This window comes from Mesorhizobium sp. 2RAF45 (assembly GCF_052115225.1).
Taxonomy (GTDB): domain Bacteria; phylum Pseudomonadota; class Alphaproteobacteria; order Rhizobiales; family Rhizobiaceae; genus Mesorhizobium; species Mesorhizobium jarvisii.
The window spans coordinates 900363-923290 of the sequence record NZ_JBFRGG010000002.1 but is presented as its reverse complement, the minus strand read 5'-3'; the positions used below and the strand labels follow the sequence as shown (position 1 = coordinate 923290).

Here is a 22928-nt window from a genome sequence, read left to right as displayed (position 1 = left end):
ATGCGACCGCATCGCGGACGATGCTGCACACGGTGGCCAAGCTGCATTATGTGGAGGAGATGTCGCAGGTCGATATTGCTCGCCGGCTCGGCGTCTCCACCGCGACGATTTCGCGCTTGCTGCAGCGGGCGCGGGCCGAGGGCATTGTCCGCATCGAGGTTCTCGACCTGGCAACGCCGGAGGACATCACCAGGCAGCTGATCGACGGCTTGAAATTGCGCGATGCCGCTGTGGTCGAGACGCCGGCGGCGGGCACGCTTGCGGCGCTCGCCGCACCCCTTGGCGGGTTGCTCAGGCAGGCGCAGCTGGTGGCGGGCTCCGTCGTCGCCATCGGCTGGGGGCGCGCCGTGCGCGAAGTCATCCGGGCCGGCCTGCCGCGGATGCCTGGCGTGCTGACCGTGGCCGCCACCGGCGGCATGCAGCAGCAGGCGGCGCATTTTCAGGTCAATGAATTCGTGCGGCTTGCCGCCGAGGAGTTCGGCGGCACGCCGCATTTCATCCATGCCCCCTATCTGCCGTCCAGCGAATTGCGCGAGGTCTTCCTGCGCGACACCGCCATCCGCGATGCCGTCGCTTTGTGGGAGAGGACCGATGTCGCGATCGTCGGTATCGGCCTGCCGCATGCCATCAATGCCCCAGAGGCGAGCGCCGCCACGCCGAGCGAGCAGGCGCTGGTTCATGCCGCCGGTGACGTGCTTCGCCACTACTTCGATGCCGAGGGCACGCTGATTGCCTGGGAAGGGGAGAGCCGGATGATCGCCATGTCGCCGGCGCAGTTGCGCGCGGTGCCACTGGTCATCGGCCTTGCCGCGTCGCCGGAAAAGGCGACGGCAATTATTGCAGCCGTTCGCGCCGGTCTCATCAACACGTTGGTGACGGATACCAAGACGGCGCAGGCCATCCTCGCAGCGCTCGCGTAACGAATAGTCCAGGCAGGACGCCGTCACGAAAACCAGTTGTGCCGCCGAAAGCCCCGGGTGATAGTTGACCGGGGCTCTGCGGAGCAATCGGATGTCGTACGGTGTGAAAAGCCCGGCGCTACCAACTCGGAAAAACCGAGTTGCAATTTATTTCTGCAAAGTGTTACAAGTTCGAACGCCCGCCGGCAAGGCGAGGCGTGGGACACAGTTTGCCGGACCTCGCGGAGGCTAGGAACGAGGCTGTGGCCAGGTGCGCCGGCGACTGACCGGCCGACATATCGACTGGAGGGCGCTTGGGAGGAGCTGCCCGCAAAAGGCAAACAGGCGTTCCCGGCCGTCGGCATCCGAACGGATGACGGCCATTCCAATGTCACTTGCAAACGGCAGATCTGCCAACAATGAGGAGGATGTCATGAAGAAGATCGTTGCCGCGCTCGCGGCGCTCGCCGTCAGTGCCACGGTGCTGATTGCGCCCGCGCAGGCGCAGGACAAGAAATACACCATTGCGCTCATTCCCGGCCTGACCACCGACGGCTTCTACATCACCATGCGCAAGGGCGCCCAAGCGGCGGCCGACGCGCTTGGCGTCAACCTGGTCTTCCAGGGTGCGCCGGACTTCAACCCGGTCACCCAGGTGCCGGTGCTCGACGCGGTCATCGCCAAGAAGCCGGATGCAATCCTGATCGCGCCGACCGACAAGGTTCAGCTGGTCGAGCCGCTGCGCAAGGCCAATGACGCCGGCATTCCGGTCATCACGGTCGACACTTTCATCGGCAGCGGCGTCTACCAGACCGGCGCCGGCGATGCCGATTTCCCGCTGTCTTACATCGCGTCGGACAATGTACTGGGTGGCGAGATCGCGGCGCGGGCTCTGGCCACGTCCATTGGCGACAAGGGCAAGGTCTACGTCTCGAACGTCAAGCCCGGCATCTCGACCACTGACCAGCGCGAAGAAGGCTTCAAGAAGGAGATGGCCAAGCATCCGGGCATCACCGTGCTGGAAACCCAGTTCAATGACGACGACGCCAACAAGGCGGCTTCGCAACTGCAGGCGGTGTTCGCGCGCAATCCCGATCTGGTCGGTGTCTTCGGTGCCAATCTGTTCTCGGCGCTGGGTGCCGCCAACGGCGTCAAGCAGGCGGGACAGACCGGTACGGTCAAGGTCGTCGCCTTCGATGCGCCGACCAGCATCGTCGACAACATCAACACCGGCCTGGTCGACGTGGCGATCGCCCAGCATCCGGCCGAGATCGGCTATTACGGCGTTGTCTCGGCCTATGCCCACCTGACCGGCCATTCGATCCCGGTCACGATCGGCACCGGCTTCACGATCATGGACAAGTCCAACATCGCGGACCCGAACATCTCGAAGTATCTCTACTCCGAGTAAGTCTAGCACAGTCTGGCTCCTCCCGGTCCGCCGGGGGGAGCCTGCACCGGGTCCCTCGCCAATCGAGACCTGTCTGAAGGCGCCGCGGAGTATCCATGACCTCGACATCACCAGCCCAGCCTGCCGAGAAGCATGTCGCCCCTCAGGCCGATCATGGCGATCCGGCCCGAAGCCTGGTCGCACGCATCGCCGAAGGGCGCGCTTGGCTGTTCCTGGCCGGACTGCTCATCTGTTTCGAGGTCTGGTCGCGGCTCGCCTTCGGCGCGACCTTCGTCCTCAATCCATTCAACCTGCAGTCCATCGCCATCTTCGCCGTGGCGCCGCTGCTGCTGGCGACCGGGCAGACCTTCGTCATCATTTCCGGCGGCATCGACCTGTCGCTCGGCTTCATCATGGGGCTGGCCGCCGTCATCGCCGCGCATGCCACCAACATGGCGGGCGCCGCCATTCCCCTGCCGCTGGCCATGCTGGCGGGCATCCTTGCCTCGGTGATCGTTGCCGGCGTGCCGGGTGTTATCAACGGCCTGCTGATCTCGCGGCTCAAGGTGCCGCCCTTCATCGGCACGCTCGGCATGTTCGGCGTCGCGCGCGGCGCCGCCTTCCTGCTTGCCGGCGGCACCACCGTGCCGGTGCAGAATTCCTGGTTCGCGCTGCTCGGCAACGGCAAGTTCTATGGCGTGCCCTATCTGGTGCTGATCACCGCGGTCTTCGTCATCGTCATGCACTACCTGCTCAGCCAGACCCGGTTCGGCCAGCACAATTATGCCATCGGCGCCAATGTGCAGGCAGCGCGGCGGGCCGGCATCGACATCAGGGGCCACATATTGCGGCTCTACGTGCTGTCGGCGATGTGCGCCGGCCTCGGCGGCGCGCTCTATGCCGCGCGCTTCACGGCGGGCGCGGCGCAGGCGGGCGAGCCACTGCTGCTCGACAGCGTCGCGGCGGTGGTCATCGGCGGCGCCAGCCTGTTCGGCGGCTCCGGCACCATTTTCGGCACGGTCGCCGGCGCGCTGGTGATCGCGGTCATCCAGTACGGGCTGGTCTTCGTCAATGTCGAGCCGTTCTGGCAGTTCATCGCCGTCGGCGTCGTCATCATCATTTCCGTCCTTATCGACCAGGCGCAGCGCCGGTTCAGTGGAGCCCGTCAGGATGAATAGCACCAACCAGAACGCACCCCTGCTGGAAGTCCGGAATCTCTCCAAGCATTTCGGCGCCGTGCGTGCGCTCAACGACTTCTCCATGGCCGTGCGGCCGGGCGAAGTGGTGGCGCTGGCCGGTGACAACGGCGCCGGCAAGACGACGCTGATCAAGGCGATATCGGGCGTGTTCCAGCCGACTGGTGGCGAGATCCTCCTGCGGGGTCAGCCGGTGACGTTCGCGACGCCACAGGAGGCGCGCGAGAAGGGCATCGAGACGATCTACCAGGATCTGGCGCTCGCCGACAATCTGTCGATCGGCGCCAACATCTTCCTTGGCCGCGAACCGATTCGCAAGGCGTTCGGCTTCCTGCCGGTGCTCGACCGCAAGGCGATGGCCGAAGCGGCCAAGGCAACGATGGGACGGCTCGACTTCCATGTCAGCCGGCTCGAGGCCCCGGTCAGTAATTTCTCCGGCGGCCAGCGCCAGGCCGTCGCCATCGGCCGCGCCGTCTACTGGGATGCGCAGATCCTGATCATGGACGAGCCGACGGCCGCGCTTGGCGTGCCGGAGCAGCGCAAGGTGATCTCGCTGATCCACCAGCTCAAGGCGCAAGGGCGCGGCGTGATCTTCATCTCGCACAATCTGCAGGACATCTTTGCTGTGTCGGACCGTATCGTCGTGCTGCGGCGCGGCATCCAGGCCGGCGAGCGCAAGATCTCCGAGACCAACCATGACGAGGTCGTCAAGCTGATGGTCGGGGGCTAAGCTGTGTGATGTTCTGCCGGCCTGCAGACGCTCGGCCTGACCTGAATCTCAACACACCTTAGATCGTCAATGCTTAGCCGGCATCGCGATCGGTCAGCGCGATGTGGCAGCAGCCGGAGCCGTGGCCGGGCGTCCAGGTGACGTTGTGGAAGCGCACGCCGGTCGCCTCGAACCGACCGCGGTCGAAGGCGCCGGCGATGCGGCAAAGCGTGCTTTTCGTCGCCGACGCCAGCCTCGACCCAGGCATCCTTCAACGGGCAGCGCTTGACCCTGAAGGCGATGCGGTCATCGCCGCGTTCGACATCGGTCGGATACATCAGGCCGCCATCCGGGCTGACCGCCAGGAAGGCCTCGCCGATCGCAGGCGCATCATTGGCGCCGAAGCTGGCGAAGGCGGCCGCCGCCACTTCCTTGCCGCGCTGCTCGATGGCGCGGATCATGATCGCCTCGGCCTTGTCAGAACCCAGCTCTCCGGTCAGTTCTTCGAGGAAAGGGCGATAGAGATCGGCGCGATTGCGGAAGGAGGAATCGAGTTCACGCGACAGCTTTTCGGCTCTGCCTTCGGGGTCGGTCATGATGCGTCCTGTGAGGTTCTTTTGAGCCTTGGTGCTGCCGCCACCAACGCCTTGCCGATGGCTGACTGCGGGGCGTCGATGACGGCGCGGGCATCGCCGCTCTCGGCGATCCGGCCGGCATCGAGAAGGATGACGCGGTGGGCGACGGCGCGCACGACGCCGAGATCATGGGAAATGAAGAGATAGGCGATCCGTTCCTGCCTTTGCAGGTCGAGCAAAAGGTCGAGGATCTGTCCGCGCACCGAGACGTCGAGTGCCGAGACCGCCTCGTCGAGCACGATCAGCGATGGTTTTGTGGCGATGGCGCGGGCAATGGCGACGCGCTGTCGCTGGCCGCCGGAGATTTCGTGGATGGCGCGGGGCGCGAGATCGGCCGCCAGCCCGACACGCTCGAGCAAGGCGGCGATGCGGTGTGGGCGCTCGGAGCGGGAGGCGATGCCGTGGATGCGCAAGGGATCGTCGAGGACATGCGCCACCGTGGCGCGCGGGTTGAAGGCGGCCAACGGATCCTGGAACACCATTTGCAGACGCGCGCGGCGTGCGCGCAACGCAGCACCACCCAAGGCGAGGAAATCATTGTCCTCGAATTCAATGGCGCCGGCGTCCGGCTCGATCAGGCGCAGCACCAGCCGCGCGATCGTCGACTTGCCGCTGCCGGAAGGGCCGGCCAGCGCCAGTGTTTCGCCGGGCTCGATGTGAAAAGACACGTCGTCGACTGCAATGACGGTCTTGCCGCCGCGACGGTAGTGTTTGGTGAGGTTGGACACTGCGAGCAGGCTCATGCGGGGAGCCCGGCTCGGTTCAGCAATGGTGCGGCGTCGAGGCCGATATGGGCGTCGAGCAAGGTGCGGGTGTAGGCTTGAGTTGGGGCGTCGACAATTTGTGCCGTCGCGCCAAGTTCGACGAGTTGGCCATGGCGGAACACGGCGATACGGTCGGCGAGTTCGGCCGCCAGCGCGATGTCATGGCTTATAAACAGCAGCGTCATGCCGTCCTCGGCCACCAGCCGCCGGATCAAGGCGACGATCTCTGCCTGCACGATGGTGTCGAGCGCGCTGGTCGCCTCGTCGGCGATCAGCAGTTTCGGCCCGGCCGCAATGGCTGCGGCAATCGCCACGCGCTGCTTCTGACCGCCGGAGAGCTGGTGCGGGAAGGCGTGCAGGGCCGAGTCCGGGTCGGGCAGGCGGACGCGTTCGAGCAAGGTTTTGGCCTTGGCGTATGCCTGGGACCAGGTGAGGCCGAGATGGGTGCGGGCGACTTCGGCGATCTGTTTGCCGATGGTCATGACGGGATCGAGGCTGGCGGAAGGGTCCTGGAAGACGAAGCCGATGTCGCGGCCGAGGAGGGGTGTGCGACCAAGGCCGGACCATTCAATTCTTCCGGCAACCGCTGAAGAAGCCGGCAGCAATCCCGCAATCGCCAGCGCCAGCGTGCTCTTGCCGGAGCCGCTTTCGCCGATGATGGCCAGGCGCTCGCCAGCCACGATGTCGAGGCTGATGTTCCTCAGCGCCGCCACTGCGTTGCCGTCGCGGCGATAGGTCACCGTCAGGTCGCGGATCGAAGCGAGCGCGCTCACGACAGACTTCGCCTGACCGCCGTCGTCTCGACAATGCCTTCACCGGCGAGATAGGCGCCGAGCACGGTCAGCACCAGCGCAATACCTGGCACGATCGACAGGAAGGGCGCGGTACGCAGCACGGCGCGGCCTTCGGCGATCATGCCGCCCCAGGTGACGCGGTTGGGGTCGCCGAGGCCGAGGAAGGACAGCGCCGCTTCGGTGAGGATGGCGGCGGCGACGATCACCGAGGACATTGCCAGCACCGGCGGCAAGGCGTTGGGCAGCACTTCGCGAAAGGCGATTTCGAGCGGATGCATGCCGATGGCACGCGCGCTGGCGACATAATCGCGTTCGCGAATGGAGAGGACTTCCGCGCGGGCGACACGGGCAGGCCCGGTCCAGGTGCCGAGCGCTATTGCCGCAACGACGATGCCGAGCGACGGGCCGACGACGCTGACGAAGGCCAGCGCCAGCAGGAAGCTCGGCACGGTCTGGAAGGCATCGGTGATGCGCATCAGCACCTCGTCGACGAGGCCGCCGGCAAAGCCGGCAAGCGTCCCGACCACCGCGCCGATGGCAAGTGCCGCCGCAGCAGCAGCAAGGCCGACAGCGAGCGAGGTGCGGGCGCCGTGGAAGAGTTCGGCCAGCACGTCGCGGCCGAGCCGATCGGTGCCGAGCGGCAGCGACCAATCCTGGAAAGGCGGCAGCAGCGCTGGGCCGGCGATGGCTTGCGGATCGCCGGGAAACAGCAGCGGTGCGATGAGCGCCATCGCAATCAATGCGGCCAGCAGGATGGCGCCAGCGACCGCCTCGGGCGTGCGCAGGAAACGGCGGAGCGGGCTCATGCGCCGGCCTCGCCGGTGCCGACGCGCGGATCGAGGAAAGCATAGGCGATGTCGACCAGCAGGTTGATGACGACGACCAGGACGGCGCTGGTGAGGATGATGCCGAGCAGCAGAGGCGTGTCGCGCGAAGCCACCGCTTCCTGCGCCAGCCGCCCAAGGCCGGGCACGGAAAACACGCTCTCGATGACGACGCTGCCGCCCAGCATCTGCGCCGATTGCAGGCCGAGCATGGTGACCAGCGGCAGCAGCGCATTGCGGGCGACGTGGGCGAGCACGACGCGGCGGCGCGACAGCCCCCTGGCGCGGGCGGCGAGGACAAAATCCTGCCGCCAGGCTTCGGCCATGCCGGCGCGCATCATGCGCAGGTAGAGCGCGAGGTAGATGAAGCCGAGTGCGGCCACCGGCAGGATGAGATGGATGGCGATGTCGGCGGCGCGGTCGAGGCCGGTCTTGTCCGAGGCGAGCGTCTCGATGCCGCCGATCGGCAGCCATCGCAGGTCGACGGCGAAGACGACGATCAGCACCAGGCCGAGCCAGAAACCCGGCACGGCATAGAGGGCCAGCGAGCCGATCGACAGGAAGCGATCGCGGGCGCTGCCGGGCCTTGCGCCGGCATAGATGCCGAGGGCGGAACCCAGCCCGAAGGACAGCGCGGTGGCGCTGACCATCAGCAGCAGTGTGTTGGGCAACCGTTCGAGAATCACGTCGCGGATCGGCCTGGAGAAGGTCACCGACTGGCCGAGATCGAGATGCAGCAGAGCCCAGAGATAATTGGCGAGCCGCGTCAGTTCCGATTGGTCGAGGCCCCAGCGATGGCGCAGCAATTCGATCATGCCGGCGTCGCCGCCGGTCGACACGATATAGGCGTCAACGGCATCGCCGGGGGCGGCTTCGAGCAGCAGGAACGTGCCGATGACAACGATCAGCAGCACGAAGACGCTGCCGACGAGACGGCGGCGGAGAAGGATGAGGGCGCGGGTCATGTTGGCTTACCCTCCCCCTTGTGGGGAGGGTCGCTCCGCAAAGCGGAGCGGGGTGGGGGTCTCTTTCAGGCCTGCGCCACACCCCCCACCCCGCCGACCGGCTGCCGCTTCGCGGCATCCACTCGTCGACCCWCCCCACAAGGGGAAGGGTGAAGCCGGCAGCCTTACCCGGCAAGATAGAGGGATGCGCGAAGGGACTCTCATCGCCGATGATGAGCACTCGCCCAAACGATGCGCAAGCATCCCGTGACGATCTTGCTAGCCCGCCAGATACGTGTCCGCCCAGTTCGACACCGCCCAGCGCGGATTGTTGGCGATGTTGCCCACCGTGTCGCGCGCGACGCTGATGAAACTCCATTCGGCGACGTTGATCAGCGGCAGGTCGGCGGCCACCACTTGCTGGAACTCCTTGTAGAGGTCGGTGCGGGCCGTCGTGTCGAGCGTCTCCGACGCCTTGGCGATCAGCGCGTCCAGCGCGTCGTTCTTGTAGCCGCCCTGGTTGGAGAACGGCACACCGTCGGGAATGCCGCTCTGCACCAGGATTGTGGTCGAAATCGCCGGGTCGCCGCGGAACACAGGCGGGCCGACGGCGAGGTCGAAGGCGTGGTCGGTGTAGACGGCCTTGATGTGCGCGGCGGAGTCGTTGTTGACCAGTTGCGCGTCGATGCCGATGGCCGCGAGCGCCTGGCGCAGATAGTCGCCGAATTGCTTGGTCTCGTTGAAATAGGGCGCGGGCAAAAGTTTGAGCGAAAAGCGCTTGCCGTCAGCGCCCTTCTTGTAGCCGGCCTCGTCGAGCAGCGCGTTAGCCTTGGCGACGTCGAAGGCATAGGTCGGGACGTCGGCGGTGTAGAATTGCGGATCGTTCTTCGGCACAGGGCCGGTAGCGGTCGCGGCATAGCCGAGGAATACCGTCTTGACGACGAAGTCCTTGTCGATGGCATGCGCGATCGCCTGGCGCACTTTCACATCGGCCAGTTCCTTGCGGCGATGGTTGATCTCGACGACGAGCTGGTAGGTCAGCCCCTCATAGCCCTTGGTGATCACCTTCAGGCCCGGCACCTTGGAGATGCGGTCGAGGTCGGCCAGCGGGACCGCGGAGAAGGCGGCGAGCTGGATCTCCTCGACTTCCAGCGCGCTTGCCGCGGACGTGCGGTCGGGCAGCACCTGGTAGATGATCTCGTCGAGATAGGGTTCGTCCTTGCCCCAATAATCGGTGTTCTTCGTCAGTCGGTAATACTGGCCGGCCTTGTACTCGCCGAACTTGAACGGGCCGGTGCCGATCGGCGCGGTGTTGGCCGGGTTGTCCTCGATCTTGCCGACCTCGTAGATGTGCTTGGGCACGACGCTCGACAGCGCCGGCAGCGCGTTGCGGATCAGCTGGAACGGCGTCGGCTTGGCGAATTTGAACACGGCGGTGAGATCGTCGGGCGTCTCGACGCTGGCCAGATCCTTGAACACGGTGCGGCCGAGATTCTGCAGCGGTTTCCAGATCTGCAGCGCCGAGAAGGCGACATCGGCCGAGGTGAACGGCTTGCCGTCATGCCATTTGACGCCGTCGCGCAGCTTGAACGTCGCCGACAACCCGTCGGCGGCACCTTCCCAGCTCAGCGCCAGGCGTGGCGCGAGCCCGTCCTTACCGTCGAAGGAGGCTTCGGCCAGCGTCTCGACGATCTTGCTGGAGATGAAGAAGACGCCGTTGGAGGCGACGATCGCCGGGTTGAGGTTGCGCGGCTCGGAATCGGCGGCGAGCACCAGCCGGCCGCCCTTCTTCGGCGTCTGCGCCAAGGCCAATTTCGGCATGGCCGTGGAGGCCAGCAGCATCGCCGAGCCGGCAAGCATCTTGCGTCTCGAGATCGTGAAACCTGACATGATCGAACTCCGTCCTCTGCGCGACCCGATCGGCGCGACAACACCCCTCGGATGCCGGCGCGTGCATCCTTGCGACAGTGATTATGAGCCTTGTCATGGGTTTCGCCAGAGACGGAATTGGCGCATCCTGGCTTGGCTTTGAAATTTTCGTCCGCTGGACCAGTTTAAGAGAACGGCTCAATTCGATCTATCTGGTAAGACCAGATTTGGCGAATACGCGACAGATGACGAGTTGGTGACCGTTTGGCTGCGCCGTTGGTAGATTTCTGGCTAGACCAGAGCGGGCAAAATGGTGCAGATTTGATCCACAGCCAAGGGATTGGGAGCGAAACAGCGTCGATCCCGGGCAAATTCAGGGAGAGAGAGATGAACATTGCGCCGGGCAAGAATGCCGTCAGCAATATTCCGTTCGACCAGGCCAGGGTCGACCGGCTGATGGAGGAGGCCGGCATCGATGTGCTGCTCGCGACCTCCAAGCACAACACGCAGTATTTGCTGGGCGGTTACAAATTCATCTTCTTTGCCGCCATGGATGCGATCGGCCATAGCCGCTACCTGCCGATCGTCGTCTACGAAAAAGGTGGACCGGAGCACGCGGCTTATATCGGCAACCGCATGGAAGGCGGTGAGCATCAGAACAACCCGTTCTGGACGCCGACGCTGCATGCCGCCTGCTGGGGCACGCTCGATGCCGCCAACCTCGCCGTCGAACATCTGCAAAAGATCGGCAAAGCGGGTGCGCGCATCGGCATCGAACCAGGCTTCCTGCCGTCGGACGCCTACACGCTGATCCGCAAGGCATTGCCGGAAGCGAAGCTGATCGACGCGACCGACATGCTGGAGCGCATGCGCGCCATCAAGACCGACGCGGAGCTGGAGAAGCTTCGCACCGCCTCCGAGCTGATCACCGATTCCATGCTGGCGACCATCGCCTGGGCGCGCGAAGGCACGACCAAGGCCCAGATGATCGAGCAGATCAGGCGCGAGGAGACCAATCGCGGCGCGCATTTCGAATATTGCCTGCTGACGCTGGGCTCCAGCCACAACCGCGCCGCCTCGCCGCAGGCGTGGAAGAAGGGCGAGGTGCTGTCGATCGATTCCGGCGGCAATTATCACGGCTATATCGGCGACCTCTGCCGCATGGGCATTCTGGGCGAGCCTGATGCCGAGCTTGAGGATCTGTTGGCCGAGGTCGAAACCGTGCAGCAGGCGGCGTTCTCCAAGGTGAAAGCCGGCACGCTGGGTGGAGACATGATTTCGCACGCCGAGGGCGTGCTGAAGAAATCCAAGGTCGCGCCCTATACGGATTTCTTCGCCCACGGCATGGGCCTGATCACGCATGAGGCGCCGTTCCTGATGACGAACCACCCGGTGGCCTATGAAGGTACTTATGCGGACAAGCCGCTGGAGAAGAACATGGTGCTGTCGGTCGAGACGACCATGCTTCACCCGACGCGCGGGTTCATCAAGCTGGAGGATACGCTGGCGGTCACGGAGACTGGTTATGTGATGTTCGGTGATCGCGGGCGCGGGTGGAACAGGGGCGGGACCCTATAAAGGAAGGCCGGCGCCGCCCCTCATCCGCCTGCCGGCACCTTCTCCCTGTAGAACGGGGAGAACACCCCGTTGTCCAGGAAAGTTACTTCCCGCCCGCCGGAATCAGCCTGAAATCCGGCAACTCCCGCAACACTAGTTCCGGTCCAGCCGGCGAATAAACAACGAACAGCTGCATTGGGCCGTCGCCCGTATTCAGCGTCGAATGGAAGCGGCTCTCCGGCACATAGATGGTGCAGCCGGGGCCGACCTTCGCGACCACCGGATTGCCCTTCTCGTCCTCGACCATCTGCTCGCCATGGCCGGAGATAACGAAGATGATTTCCTCGGCGCCCGGATGGTTGTGGCGGGTGTGGCCCTTGCCGGAGGGCAGGTCGACGACACCGCCGGAAAAGCGGGTCGCGCCGTTAACTTCCGGAGCGACCGTCAGCGCCAGTCGGCCCCAATCGAAGCCGAAGGCGCTGACGTCCTTCGGATAGACAAACACCTTGCTCTTGTCGGTCATGGTCTCATCCCTTCTTTTTCTTTGGTTTGGTCTTCTCACCACCGAGCGTCACCGCTTTGAAATCGGCTGTCTGCCTGGCGATCGCCGCCTCCGCCGGCAGCCGTTCCATCGAGCTTGCACCATAGAAACCATGCAGGCCTTTGCAGCGGTCGAGGATGTAGCGGGCATCGTCCGGCATCGAGATCGGGCCGCCATGGCAGAGCAGGATGACGTCCTTGCGCACCGAGCGGGCGGCATCAGCGATGGCGTCGATCGCGACGACGCAATCGTCGAGCGATTTGGCCGAGGTGGCGCCGATCGAGCCACCGGTCGTCACACCCATATGGGCGACCACGATGTCGGCGCCGGCCTTGGTCATGGCGCGCGCCTCGTCGGGATTGAAGACATAGGGGGTGGTGAGCAGATCGAGCTTGTGCGCCTCGGCGATCATGTCGACCTCGAGCCCGAAGCCCATGCCCGTCTCCTCGAAACTCTGCCGCATGCTGCCGTCGAACAGGCCGATGGTCGGAAAATTCTGCACGCCGGAAAAGCCCATCGTCTTCAGCTCGGCCAGAAGCAGCGGCATGATGACGAACGGGTCGGTGCCGTTGACGCCGGCCAGCACCGGCGTGTGCCTGACCACCGGCAGCACTTCATAGGCCATTTCCTTGACGATCTCGTTGGCATTGCCATAGGCGAGCAGGCCGGCGGCCGAGCCGCGCCCGGCCATGCGGTAGCGGCCGGAGTTGTAGATGATGATCAGGTCGATGCCGCCGGCCTCCTCGGCCTTGGCCGACAGGCCGGTGCCGGCGCCACCGCCGACGATCGGCACGCCCTTGTCGATCATTCCCCTGAATTTCTTCAGTATGTCCTTGCGCGGTATTGCGGGCATGTCTGGGCTCTCATTGTCTGGCGATGTCGAGAAAAGCCGCGACCGCGGCCTTGGCGAATTCGGGATCGTTGATATGCAGCGGCAGGCGCGTGACGCGACGATTGGCATTCGGCCTGATCGTGCGCTCGATGGCGTCAAACAGCACGGCGTCGGCCTGCGGATCGAAGAAGGTGCCGCCCTCGATGTCGAGCGCCGAGACGCCTTTCTCCGGGATCAGGAAATGCAACGGCCCCTCGCAGAGGGCGAGCCTGGCGCCGATCCACTCGCCGATCTGATGGCATTCGTCGGCGGTGGTGCGCATCAGCGTAACGTTGGGATTGTGCTCGTAGAACAGCCGTCCGCTGTAGCGTTCCGGAATGGTCGAAGGCGCCCAGAAATTGACCATGTCGAGCGCGCCGACCGAGCCGACATAGGGCAGCTTGCGGCGAGCGATCGCGCCGAAGCGATCCTCCGTTGCCGGCAGGACGCCGCCGAATAGGAGGTCGCAGACCTCTGTCGTGGTGATGTCGATGACGCCGGACAGCAGGCCGCTGTCGGCCAGCTTTTCCATGCTGCGGCCGCCGGTGCCGGTGGCGTGGAAGACCATGCAATCATACGCGGTGCGAAGCTGGTCGGTGACGGCGGTGACGCAAGGCGTGGTGACGCCGAACATGGTCAGCCCGATCGACGGCTTGCCGTCGGGCGGCGGCGCCGGCCTTGCCGCCATGCCCGCTATCGCCTGGGCGGCATTGTGCAGCACGACGCGGGAGAGCCGGTTCAGCCCGGCCATGTCGGTCACCGACGGCATCATGATGATGTCGGAGACATCGACATAGGGAGCCGTGTCGCCGGAGGCGAGCGTCGAGACCATGATTTTCGGCAGGCCGAGCGGCAAAGCGCGCATGCCCGCCGTGATGATCGAAGTGCCGCCGCCGCCGCCAATGCCGATCACTGCGGCGATGTCGTTCCGCGACTGGACGAAGCGGGTGAAAGCGACGCCCATGGCGGCTACCGCGGCGCCACGGTCATCGTCGCCGAGCACGGCCGCGTGGCCGCGCGGATGGTGGCCGGCGATTTCCTTCGCCGCAATATCGACCGGGATCGTTGCGTCGCGTGTTCCGACATCGACGCGGCAAACATGAGCGCCCGTCGCGGCAATCGCATCGGCCAGGAAGGCGAGCTCCTCACCTTTGGTGTCCGCGGTGCCGACCACATAGATGCGCTTCATTGGCGCCTTCCAAGGTTATTGCAAATTTTTGAGACGCGCGTATCATATTGATATGGATGTCTCACGTCAACGATCCACAGCAACAGGCGACACCGAGCGGGGAAGCGGCCCGGCTGCAGAGCGTGGACCTCGGGCGCGCACGAAACGGCTGATGCTGGAGACGGCGACACGGCTGATGCAGGCGGGCGTCACGCCGTCGGTCAGCGAGGTGGCGGAAGCGGCGGAAGTTTCCCGCGCCACCGCCTATCGCTATTTCCCCAGCCAGGCGGCACTGGTGCAGGCTGTCGTCGACGAGGGGCTTGGTCCGATCCTGACCTGGCAATCGACCTCGGCGGATGCCGAGCGCCGGGTCGCGGAGCTGTTCGATACGGCCATGCCGCGCATCGAGGCTTTTGAAGCAACGTTCAAGGCGGCGCTGAAGCTGTCGCTCGATCAATGGGCGCAACGCCAGGCCGGCACGCTGGGCGGTGAGCCGGCCTTTACGCGCGGTCATCGCGTCGATTTGCTGCAGCAGGCGATCGCGCCGCTCAAGGGCCAATTGCCGCCGCGTGAGTTCAAACGCCTTGCGCAGGCGCTGTCGCTGGTCTTCGGCGTCGAAGTGCTGATCGTGCTCAAGGACATCTGGGGCCTGGACAGCGGCAAGACCCTGGCCGTCGCCCAGTGGGCGGCCTCAGCGCTGGTGCGGCAGGCGCGACTCCGGACGCCATCCTGACCAGCGGCGGTGGCGGCGTGAGTTGGGCATGGAGGAGGGCTGGACGAAGGCGGATGCAGGATATGAGACTTCTCCCGATGCGGACCGATTGGGGGGTCGTCGAGGGCAATCCGGGGCGGTAGCCGCGGTAGCTCGGAGCGAATCTGGTTCGACCAGATTTGAAGGTCGGCGATTTCAATAATTTTGGGGATTGGCGTTTTGCGAACGGGATGAAGGTGGAGAACTGCCAAAAATGAAGGAAATACGAACATATAGCGGACGTATTCAGCTTATTTTGGTGACGGCGAATTTCAAGAAAGCGCTTGACGGACATCTTAGATTGGTAATACCAGATTAGGAAAGAAAAGGCGGATCGGGAATGACAGCCGCAGTCCATTTCGGTAGGGCGAGGAGGATCATACGGATGTCACGTGTTCCGTCCGCACGAGGTGGCGCATCGTGACGCAGACGTCGCCTCGCGCCAGTGCCGGCAAGGGGATTGCGCTGCGCCTCGATGGGCTCAGCAAGGCCTATGGATCCGTGCGCGCCATCAACGACCTGAGCTTCTCCGTCGACGAAGGCCGCTTCTTCGTACTCTTCGGGCCGAGCTCGGTTGGCAAGACGACGACGCTGCGCACTATCGCCGGCCTCGTCCAGGCCGACTCCGGCACGCTTGAGATAGGCGGCCGCGACATGACCCATGCGCCGATCGCCGGCCGGGGCATCTCGATGGTCTTCCAGTCTTTCGCGCTTTACCCCCACCTCACGGTCTATGACAATCTCGCCTATCCGCTGCGCGAGGAGAAAGCCGCGCGCGCCGAGATCGACAAGCGGGTGAAAGAGACCGCCGAGATCCTGAGACTGACACACCGCCTGAAGGCCAAGCCGGCAACGCTGTCCGGCGGAGAGCAGCAGCGCGTCGCGCTCGGCCGCTCCCTGATCCGCCGGCCAAAGATTCTTCTCCTCGATGAGCCGCTCACCAATCTCGACGCCAAGCTTCGGCACGAGACGCGCGCCGAGCTGAAGCGGCTGCACCGCCAGTTCGGCATGACCGTGATCTATGCCACGCCCGACGAGCTCGAGGCTCTCTCGATGGGCGAGGCGATCGCCGTCATGCGCGATGGCGGCATCGTCCAGATCGGCACGCCGGACGAGCTTTACGAGCAGCCGACCCATACCTATGTCGCCAGCAAGATCGGCTCGCCGCACATGAATCTGTTCACGGCCTCGGTGCGCGCCGACACCAGGTCTTTCGACACGCCGCTCGGGACTCTGGTTCCGGCGACGGCGCCAAAGACTGCCGATGCCGGCGAGGCCGCGCTGATCGGCATTCGCCCGAGCGACATTCGGCTCGCCGCCAAGGGCGAAGCCGGGGTTGCCTCGAAGGTGCATCTGGTCGAACCGCTCGGCGACATCACGATCGTCTCGGTCGTGGCCGGCGGCGAGATGTTGCGCATGGTGCTGCCGGAAGCGATCGCCGCCAGCATCAGGACCGGCGATTCGGCATCGATCGCCATCGATAACAGGAAAATCCACGTCTTCCGCGCCGCGAGCGGCCAGGCAATGACCTGACGCGAACGGCGAGAAGCAATCCGGTTAACCAAGGGAGGAAACGTGAATGACGGCGATGACCAAAGTGAAAGGGCTAGCGACAGCCGCAAGCTTCGCTGCCACGCTACTGGTGGGAGGCGTGACCTATGCCTCTGCCGAAGAAGTGACGTTGACGATGGCGGTGCCGGATTGGCCCCCGACCCGCATTATGAAGAAGTTCTTCGACGAGCAGTACAAGCCCAAGTCTGGCAATACCGTGAAGCTCGATGTCGATTTCATTCCGTGGCCGGATTTCTACACCCGCGTCAACGCCTCGTTGACCTCGGGCGAAAAGAAGTACAACTTCATCGTGTCGGACTCGCAATGGCTGGGCGCCTTCGTCGAAGGCGGCTACTTCCGCAAGATCAACGATCTCATCGATGCCGACCCGGAACTCAAGGCGACGATGGACTCGATGCATCCCGCCGTGCTCAACGCCTATTCGACCTATCCCAACAGCACGCCGAACTACTACGGCTTCCCGCAGTTCCCGGACGTGCTGGTCACCTACGGCCGCAAGGACGTGCTCTGCAACGCCGACGAGCAGGCCGCCTTCAAGGCGAAGTACAATGAGAAGCTGCCCTGCACCGGCGAAGAAATCGACGCCATGGACTGGAACACGTTCGAGCATGTTGGCGAATTCTTCCAGCGCAAGAAGGGCGACAAGCTCGCCGGCCAGGTGCTGGATGACGATTTCTACGGCATCGCCTATCAGGCAGGCAAAGGCTACGACTTCTCGACGAGCTCGGTCCACTCGTTCGTCTGGCAGCATGGCGGCGGCATCTGGGATGAAACCAAGGCCCCGACCGGACATGCCGAAGGCGTTGTAAACTCCCCGAAGTCCATCGAGGGCATGGAGCATTTCCTCAAATTGCTGAAGTTCATGCCGCCGGTGGTCAAGACCGGCACCATGGACATCTTCGTCTCGGACCAGTTGTTCCGTGAAGGCAAGGTGGCCATGAACATCGACTGGATCGGTCTCGCCGAAGCCTCGCTCGATCCCAAGACGTCGAAGGTTGCCGACAAGCTGGTGTTCGGATTGGCGCCAGGCCTGCGCGGTCCCGACGGCAAGGTGAATCGTACGTCACAGATCGGCGGACAGCCTTTCGTTCTCACCACCTGGACGACGCCTGAGCAAATCAAGGAAGCGGTGGGCTTCGTGAAGTGGTGGCTCTCGCCTGATATCCAGAACCAGTTCGCCGCCGGCGGCGGCCAGTCCGCGATCAAGTCGGTCTACAGCGATCCGAAGTATGTGACCTATCGTCCGTGGGACCGCGCCTGGGCGAACTCGCTCGACTGGCAGAAGGACATGTGGCACGTGCCGCAGTTCTTCGAACTGCTCACCCAGCAGCAGGACCAGTACGACCTGGCCATCACTGGCAAGCAGGACGCCAAGACCACCCTGGATAACATCGCCAAGTTCCAGGAGGACCTTCTGAAGAACGCTGGCCTTATCCAGTAACCTTCCGACATAGCTGCGGGGAGCGGGCAAAAGCCGCTTCCCGTCATTGCCACGTCAGGCGCTCCATATTTCGGACTCCCATGACCGCTGTTTCAAGCACGCTGCTGACACCACGCCTTACCACGGTTGTTGCCCACAACTGGAAACTCGCCATCGCTGTCGCTGTCGTCGTGTCGGCCATATCAATGGCGGGCTTGCCGGCGGCTGTCTCCTTCTGGGTGGTGGGCGCCACGGCGGCGTTGGTCGCGGCCGCATTTACCGTCAACGCGTATCGCCGCCACTACTTCGGCGCCTTGCTGGTCGCTCCGGCAATCGCCGTTCTGTTTGTAATGAATATCTTCCCCCTGCTGTGGTCGCTGGGCCTTTCGTTCTTCGCCTACCAGGCAAACCAGCAGACGATCCGCTTCGTCGGACTCGGGAACTACACCCGGATCCTTACCAACGATCTGGCTGCTCACGCGACTTGGGGCGCGCTGATCAATACCGCCATGTTCGTCGTGTTCACCGTCTCCGCGCAGATGATCGTCGGCTTTCTGCTGGCCATCCTGTTCGCCAAGCAATTTCCCCTGCGCAAGTATTTGTTGATCCTGGTGCTGACACCGATGATGCTTTCGGTTGTCGCCTCTGGCGTGTTCTTCACCTACTACTATGACCCGACATTCGGGATTCTCAGCTACGTCATCAATTCCATCTCCGGCAACCAGTTCATCCTGATGAGCAACAAAGTCGGTGCCGTGGCGGGAATCGTTTTCGCCGACGCATGGATGTGGTCGCCCTTCGTCATGCTCCTTGTGCTGGCGGGCCTCGTCTCGGTGCCGAAATACCTTTACGAGGCCGCTGCCATCGACCGTATTTCCAGCTGGCGGCAATTCTGGATGATCACCTTCCCCTACATCCGCGGCCTTCTGATGTTGGCCCTTCTCTTCCGCACTATCGAGGCATTCAAGCTGGCGGATCTCGTCATCCTCCTCACCAAGGGCGGCAACGACACACTGACGATCTCCTATCACTTGATCCGCATCGCCAACGAGCAGAACAAGACGAGTGAGGGCGCGGCGATCTCCTATCTGATGCTGTTCATGGTGATCGTTCTCACCAACCTCTACCTGTACCTCGCAAACCGCCGTACGCAGGGAGCATAACCCGTGGTCGAATCGATATTGGGAAAGCTCGGCTTCCGCAGGGCCAGCGGAGTAGACGAGGCCGGCTGGGGGCGGACGCTCGCCGTGGCCGTCGTCGCTTTTATCTATTTTCTGCCGGTGCTGTTCATCATATTCACCGCCTTCAAACCGCAGGGCGACGCGCTCCTGGTGCCTCCGACGCTGTCGCCCACGTCGCTGTTCGGCTTGATTCCGGACCATTTTGTGTTCAAGCCAACCCTCGAAAATTTTGGGTCCGTCTTTTCCCGCTCGATGACGCCGGACGGTGCCCCGGAAGCGACAGGATTCGACCGTTATTTCTTCAACTCGATCTTCATCGCCTCGGCGTCGGTGCTGCTGGCGCTGGTGATCGGCACCCTGGCGGCCTTCGGCTTCTCGCGCTATCCGCTGAAAGGCAATGACACCTACCTGTTCATCATCCTGACCACGCGCATGCTGCCGGCGATTGTGGTGATCATTCCGGTGATCCTGATGTTCCGCGTGGTGGGCCTGTCGGGCTCGTATCTCGGCATCATCATGCTCTACACCGCCTTCAACCTGGCCTTCACCATCTGGATGATGAAGAGCTTCTTCGATGAATTGTCGCCAGACGTCGAGGATGCCGCCCGCATCGACGGATCGTCCGGAATGCGGGTGTTCTTCAAGATTTGCCTGCCCCAGGTCATTGCCGGGCTCGCCGCCACGTTCGTGTTCGGCCTGATCCTCACCTGGAACGAGTTCCTCTTCGCCCTGTTGCTCTCGGGGCCTGACACGAGGACGGTCCCGGTCGCCATGAACCAGGCCGTGTCGTCGGGTGGACGCGGCACCGACTGGACTTTGCTTGCCGCCATCGAAACCCTGTTCCTTGTCCCAGTCTTCCTGGTCACCTTCTTCTTGCAAAACCATCTGTTGCGCGGCGTTACCTTCGGCACGGTGAAGCGCTGAGATGTCAACCATCGAACTCCGCAAAGTCACCAAACGCTTCGGCTCCTTCACCGCGGTCAAGGACGTTGACCTGTCGGTAGCCGCCGGTGAGGTCGTCTGCCTTCTCGGCCCGTCCGGCTGTGGCAAGACGACGACCTTGCGCGTCATCGCCGGGCTGGAACGCGTCACTGACGGCGAGATCGTCGTCGCCGGCAAGGTGATGAACAACCTGCCGCCCGAAAAGCGCGACATCGCCATGGTGTTCCAGTTCTACGCGCTCTACCCGTCGGCATCGATCGCCGAGAACATCGCCTTCCCGCTCTATCACGACGGCATTTCCGGGGCTGAGCGGACTGCCCGCGTCAACCGCGTCGCCGCGATCCTCCACTTGGAGCACGTTCTCGACCGGCTGCCGAACCAGATATCCGAGGGCGAAAAGCAGCGCGCCGCCATGGCCCGCGCCATCGTCCGCGACCCCAATTGCTTCCTCTTCGACGAGCCCTTGTCGCGTCTCGATGTCGAACTGCGCCAGACCATGCGTGGCCAGATCAAGGAAGTGCTGCAGGGCCTCTCCAAAGCGACCGTGATCGTGACCCATGACCAGCTCGAAGCGCTCACCATGGCCAACCGAATCGCCATCATGAAGGACGGCCTGATCGAGCAAGTCGGCTCACCCCACGAGGTATTTGCCAAGCCCGCCAATGCTTTCGTGGCGAGCTTCATCGGCACGCCGCAGATGAATCTTCTCGAGGCCGACCTCAAGACCTTCGCCGATGGCACGGCGGACATGACCGTGGCCGGCACTAGTCTGGCGATCCGCACGGACGCGGCGGTCGCGCGCCTGCAGCCCGGCAAGGTGACGATCGGTGTCCGCCCCCGCGCCTTCACCCCGACCGATACGGGGGACCGTGGCACCATCTCCGCCCGGGCCGAGCTCATCGAGCCCATGGGCGCCGAAACCCTTATTCATGCCCGCACGGCGGCAGGCGCCGACATCCGCGTCGTGGTGACGAGAAGCCAGCGGGTCAAGGTCGGCGAGGCGCTGAATCTACGCCCCGATCCCAGGCAAACGCATGTCTTCGATGGCGCCGGAAAGGCGGTGCGGTCATGAGCGACAGTTCTTCCGGCATGAGCCGGGCCGGCGCGTTCTGCCTCGAGGTCTTCATCATTGGTCTCGGCGTCGTGGCGCTGGTGCTGATCTTCCAACCCTTTTCCATCGGCCTGTACGCGGTCGGCAGCGGTCTCGTGGTGCTTGCCGGACTCATCAACAACCTGCTGCCGTTGGCCCAGCCGGGCGTCAAGGTGCGCAGTGTAGTGACAGTAGCGCTGGTCGTGGCGCTGGTCTTCTGCATTGTGCTGCTGGTTTCGATCACGGCGGCGCATCTCTACGGCGTCTTCTTCCTCAATCCACCGGACCCCAACACTCTCGCCGGCAAGGCGCAGCTCGCCACGCCGCCTTTCTACAAGCAGGCTTTCGTGTGGGAAATCGCCGCCGCGGCGGTGATTCTCGCGCTGGCCGTCACCGCTCTCAACAAGACAGCGCGATGATCAGCAGCTGACGCTATCCGGCAGCTCGCGCTCGCGCCGGTCCACGACGGTCGGTGTGCGTCGCCTCTCAACTCTCACGCCGTCATCCTCCGGCTTGACCGGAGGACCCGATGCCGAGATCAAGGATCGTGTCGATCGCGCGGCCCGTACGCTACGCATCGAGCATCTGCTCGACCGCAAGACCGACCGGCTCTCGGGCGGCGAGATGCAGCGCGTCTCGATCGGCCGCGCCATCGTGCGCAAGCCGCGCGTGTTCCTGATGGACGAGCCGCTGTCGGCGCTCGACGCCAAGCTGCGCGAGGCGCTGCGCACGGAACTGAAGAACCTGCAGATACAGTTCGGCGCCACCTTCCTGTTCGTTACCCACGACCAGATCGAGGCGATGTCGATGGGCGACACGGTCGGCGTCTTGAACCACGGCCGCATCGTGCAGACCGGCACGCCGCACGAGATCTACAACAATCCGCGCGACACCTATGTGGCGAGCTTCGTCGGCTCGCCGCCGATGAACCTCATCGACGGCAGACTGGTGAACGGCCGCGCGGTGATGGCGCCGCTGAATTTCGAACTGCCTTTTTCGGGGGGAGCCAAGGCGAGCTCGGCGACCGATGGTCGCCCGCTCGTCTTCGGCATCCGTCCGGAAGACGTCTATCTCGAGAGCGGCGCGCCGGTCGAGGCGCGCGTCCATGATGTCGAGAACCATGGCGTCGAAAAGATCCTGACGCTGCGCGTCGGCGATACGACGCTGCGCGCCACGGTGCCGGCTAGGACCGATGTCGCCATCGAGCAGCCCGTGCGCTTTGCCTGGAACCCGGACAAGGTGGTGCTGTTCGACAAGGGCAGTGGCGTCAGCTTGCGTCACGCCGGATAGAGCGTCCGGTTATTTTGCCAAGTAGGTCTCGTAGGGCGTGTCGTTGATCAGCAAGATCACGCACTCCGTGTCGGACAGGCAAGCGTCGTCATGCATCTCGTTGGCCTTCTGGGTCCAGTAGGATCCCGGAGGCAGTTCGACCTTGGTCGCTTCGCCGCCTTGCATCTGCCAATGCGCCCACAGCCCCTTTATGACCACCGCACGGTAGTCGGCGGTGTGCGCGTGAACCGGAGCGCGCCAGTTGCCTGGGACTTTCAGCAGCGTTCCCGCGGGGCCCTTGGCCCTTTCGCCCCACAGCGGTCCGAGGCGCTGCGGCTGGTCTGGCGCCTCGGCGACATAGGGGATCTTGTTGGCCGGAAGATAGCTGTCCTCAAGGGCGAAAGCCTGGCCGGAGACCACGAGCATGGTGGCGAGCGTCAGGACCCTCAGATGATCTGGCATGGCTTTCTCCTTGAATCGGCCCGCTCACGGCTGGCAACGGCAAGCTATTGCATGCAGCCGGCCCGGCAATGACACAGCGT

At 64.0% G+C, this 22928-nt stretch carries 23 protein-coding genes; 13 read left to right on the top strand and 10 right to left on the bottom strand.

Going from position 1 to position 22928, the window contains the following annotated elements; genetic code table 11:
* Window positions 1-20: 20 nt before the first annotated feature.
* The 4 genes from AB4Z43_RS09330 to AB4Z43_RS09315 all read left to right on the top strand — a co-directional run bounded on the left by AB4Z43_RS09330 (window position 21) and on the right by AB4Z43_RS09315 (window position 4215).
* A complete protein-coding gene (locus AB4Z43_RS09330) occupies window positions 21-920 on the top strand; it encodes a sugar-binding transcriptional regulator (RefSeq protein WP_019861322.1) in 900 nt (299 codons plus the stop codon).
* A 412-nt stretch (window positions 921-1332) separates the two neighbouring features.
* Window positions 1333-2310: an ABC transporter substrate-binding protein gene (locus tag AB4Z43_RS09325; protein WP_027047417.1), complete on the top strand. Its 978-nt coding sequence runs from the start codon at window positions 1333-1335 to the stop codon at window positions 2308-2310.
* Window positions 2311-2405: 95 nt separating this feature from the next.
* Window positions 2406-3467, top strand: coding sequence for an ABC transporter permease subunit (locus AB4Z43_RS09320; RefSeq protein WP_019861320.1), 1062 nt, complete (start codon window positions 2406-2408; stop codon window positions 3465-3467).
* The gene (locus AB4Z43_RS09315; protein WP_069093186.1) at window positions 3460-4215 is read left to right on the top strand and encodes an ATP-binding cassette domain-containing protein; all 756 of its coding nucleotides are present in this window, start codon (window positions 3460-3462) and stop codon (window positions 4213-4215) included. Before AB4Z43_RS09320 ends, AB4Z43_RS09315 begins: the two co-directional genes overlap by 8 nt.
* On the opposite strand, the gene AB4Z43_RS09310 is transcribed toward AB4Z43_RS09315, so the two are convergent.
* From AB4Z43_RS09310 to AB4Z43_RS09285, 6 genes are all read right to left on the bottom strand, one after another.
* Window positions 4212-4790, bottom strand: coding sequence for an L-2-amino-thiazoline-4-carboxylic acid hydrolase (locus AB4Z43_RS09310; protein WP_441937038.1), 579 nt, complete (start codon window positions 4788-4790; stop codon window positions 4212-4214). The two genes, AB4Z43_RS09315 and AB4Z43_RS09310, sit on opposite strands and share 4 nt — an antisense overlap.
* On the bottom strand, window positions 4787-5572 hold the full coding sequence (locus AB4Z43_RS09305) for an ABC transporter ATP-binding protein (RefSeq protein WP_441937036.1): 786 nt from the start codon (window positions 5570-5572) through the stop codon (window positions 4787-4789). The genes AB4Z43_RS09310 and AB4Z43_RS09305 overlap by 4 nt, the downstream gene beginning before the upstream one ends.
* Complete coding sequence (locus AB4Z43_RS09300; protein ID WP_441937034.1) at window positions 5569-6366, bottom strand: ABC transporter ATP-binding protein; 798 nt, start codon at window positions 6364-6366, stop codon at window positions 5569-5571. Before AB4Z43_RS09300 ends, AB4Z43_RS09305 begins: the two co-directional genes overlap by 4 nt.
* Entirely contained in the window at window positions 6363-7193 is an 831-nt protein-coding gene (locus tag AB4Z43_RS09295) for an ABC transporter permease (RefSeq protein WP_441937032.1), read from the bottom strand. Before AB4Z43_RS09295 ends, AB4Z43_RS09300 begins: the two co-directional genes overlap by 4 nt.
* Complete coding sequence (locus AB4Z43_RS09290) at window positions 7190-8176, bottom strand: ABC transporter permease (protein WP_441937030.1); 987 nt, start codon at window positions 8174-8176, stop codon at window positions 7190-7192. The genes AB4Z43_RS09295 and AB4Z43_RS09290 overlap by 4 nt, the downstream gene beginning before the upstream one ends.
* A gap of 258 nt (window positions 8177-8434) precedes the next feature.
* Window positions 8435-10045, bottom strand: a complete 1611-nt coding sequence (locus AB4Z43_RS09285) for an ABC transporter substrate-binding protein (RefSeq protein ID WP_441937028.1) — start codon at window positions 10043-10045, stop codon at window positions 8435-8437.
* A gap of 366 nt (window positions 10046-10411) precedes the next feature.
* On the opposite strand from AB4Z43_RS09285, the gene AB4Z43_RS09280 reads away from it, so the two are divergent.
* Window positions 10412-11602, top strand: a complete 1191-nt coding sequence (locus AB4Z43_RS09280) for a M24 family metallopeptidase (protein ID WP_038649844.1) — start codon at window positions 10412-10414, stop codon at window positions 11600-11602.
* An 82-nt stretch (window positions 11603-11684) separates the two neighbouring features.
* Here the strand turns inward: AB4Z43_RS09280 and AB4Z43_RS09275 are convergent, their stop codons facing one another.
* The 3 genes from AB4Z43_RS09275 to AB4Z43_RS09265 are packed head-to-tail and all read right to left on the bottom strand — an operon-like array spanning window position 11685 to window position 14182.
* Window positions 11685-12104 (bottom strand): cupin domain-containing protein, encoded by a 420-nt coding sequence (locus AB4Z43_RS09275; RefSeq protein WP_019861312.1) that lies wholly within the window; start codon window positions 12102-12104, stop codon window positions 11685-11687.
* 4 nt (window positions 12105-12108) lie between these two features.
* Window positions 12109-12975 carry a phosphoenolpyruvate hydrolase family protein gene (locus AB4Z43_RS09270; protein ID WP_038649841.1) on the bottom strand — a complete coding sequence of 289 codons (867 nt, stop codon included), beginning with the start codon at window positions 12973-12975 and terminating at the stop codon, window positions 12109-12111.
* A gap of 10 nt (window positions 12976-12985) precedes the next feature.
* Window positions 12986-14182 (bottom strand): Tm-1-like ATP-binding domain-containing protein, encoded by a 1197-nt coding sequence (locus tag AB4Z43_RS09265; RefSeq protein ID WP_441937025.1) that lies wholly within the window; start codon window positions 14180-14182, stop codon window positions 12986-12988.
* Window positions 14183-14234: 52 nt separating this feature from the next.
* Between AB4Z43_RS09265 and AB4Z43_RS09260 the strand changes: the two genes are divergently transcribed.
* From AB4Z43_RS09260 to AB4Z43_RS09225, 8 genes are all read left to right on the top strand, one after another.
* Window positions 14235-14894, top strand: coding sequence for a TetR/AcrR family transcriptional regulator (locus tag AB4Z43_RS09260; protein ID WP_019861309.1), 660 nt, complete (start codon window positions 14235-14237; stop codon window positions 14892-14894).
* Between the two features lie 438 nt (window positions 14895-15332).
* Complete coding sequence (locus AB4Z43_RS09255) at window positions 15333-16445, top strand: ABC transporter ATP-binding protein (protein WP_019861308.1); 1113 nt, start codon at window positions 15333-15335, stop codon at window positions 16443-16445.
* A gap of 46 nt (window positions 16446-16491) precedes the next feature.
* Window positions 16492-17925 (top strand): ABC transporter substrate-binding protein, encoded by a 1434-nt coding sequence (locus AB4Z43_RS09250; RefSeq protein ID WP_441937022.1) that lies wholly within the window; start codon window positions 16492-16494, stop codon window positions 17923-17925.
* A gap of 80 nt (window positions 17926-18005) precedes the next feature.
* On the top strand, window positions 18006-19067 hold the full coding sequence (locus tag AB4Z43_RS09245) for a carbohydrate ABC transporter permease (RefSeq protein ID WP_019861306.1): 1062 nt from the start codon (window positions 18006-18008) through the stop codon (window positions 19065-19067).
* A 3-nt stretch (window positions 19068-19070) separates the two neighbouring features.
* Window positions 19071-20009, top strand: a complete 939-nt coding sequence (locus tag AB4Z43_RS09240) for a carbohydrate ABC transporter permease (protein WP_441937020.1) — start codon at window positions 19071-19073, stop codon at window positions 20007-20009.
* A gap of 1 nt (window position 20010) precedes the next feature.
* Window positions 20011-21099: an ABC transporter ATP-binding protein gene (locus AB4Z43_RS09235; protein ID WP_019861303.1), complete on the top strand. Its 1089-nt coding sequence runs from the start codon at window positions 20011-20013 to the stop codon at window positions 21097-21099.
* Window positions 21096-21536 carry a hypothetical protein gene (locus AB4Z43_RS09230; protein WP_019861302.1) on the top strand — a complete coding sequence of 147 codons (441 nt, stop codon included), beginning with the start codon at window positions 21096-21098 and terminating at the stop codon, window positions 21534-21536. The genes AB4Z43_RS09235 and AB4Z43_RS09230 overlap by 4 nt, the downstream gene beginning before the upstream one ends.
* 7 nt (window positions 21537-21543) lie before the next feature.
* Window positions 21544-22407, top strand: coding sequence for an ABC transporter ATP-binding protein (locus AB4Z43_RS09225; RefSeq protein WP_441937085.1), 864 nt, complete (start codon window positions 21544-21546; stop codon window positions 22405-22407).
* A gap of 9 nt (window positions 22408-22416) precedes the next feature.
* Here AB4Z43_RS09225 and AB4Z43_RS09220 read toward each other — a convergent pair whose 3' ends face one another.
* A complete protein-coding gene (locus AB4Z43_RS09220) occupies window positions 22417-22848 on the bottom strand; it encodes a DUF4437 domain-containing protein (protein WP_441937017.1) in 432 nt (143 codons plus the stop codon).
* Between the last annotated feature and the right edge of the window lie 80 nt (window positions 22849-22928).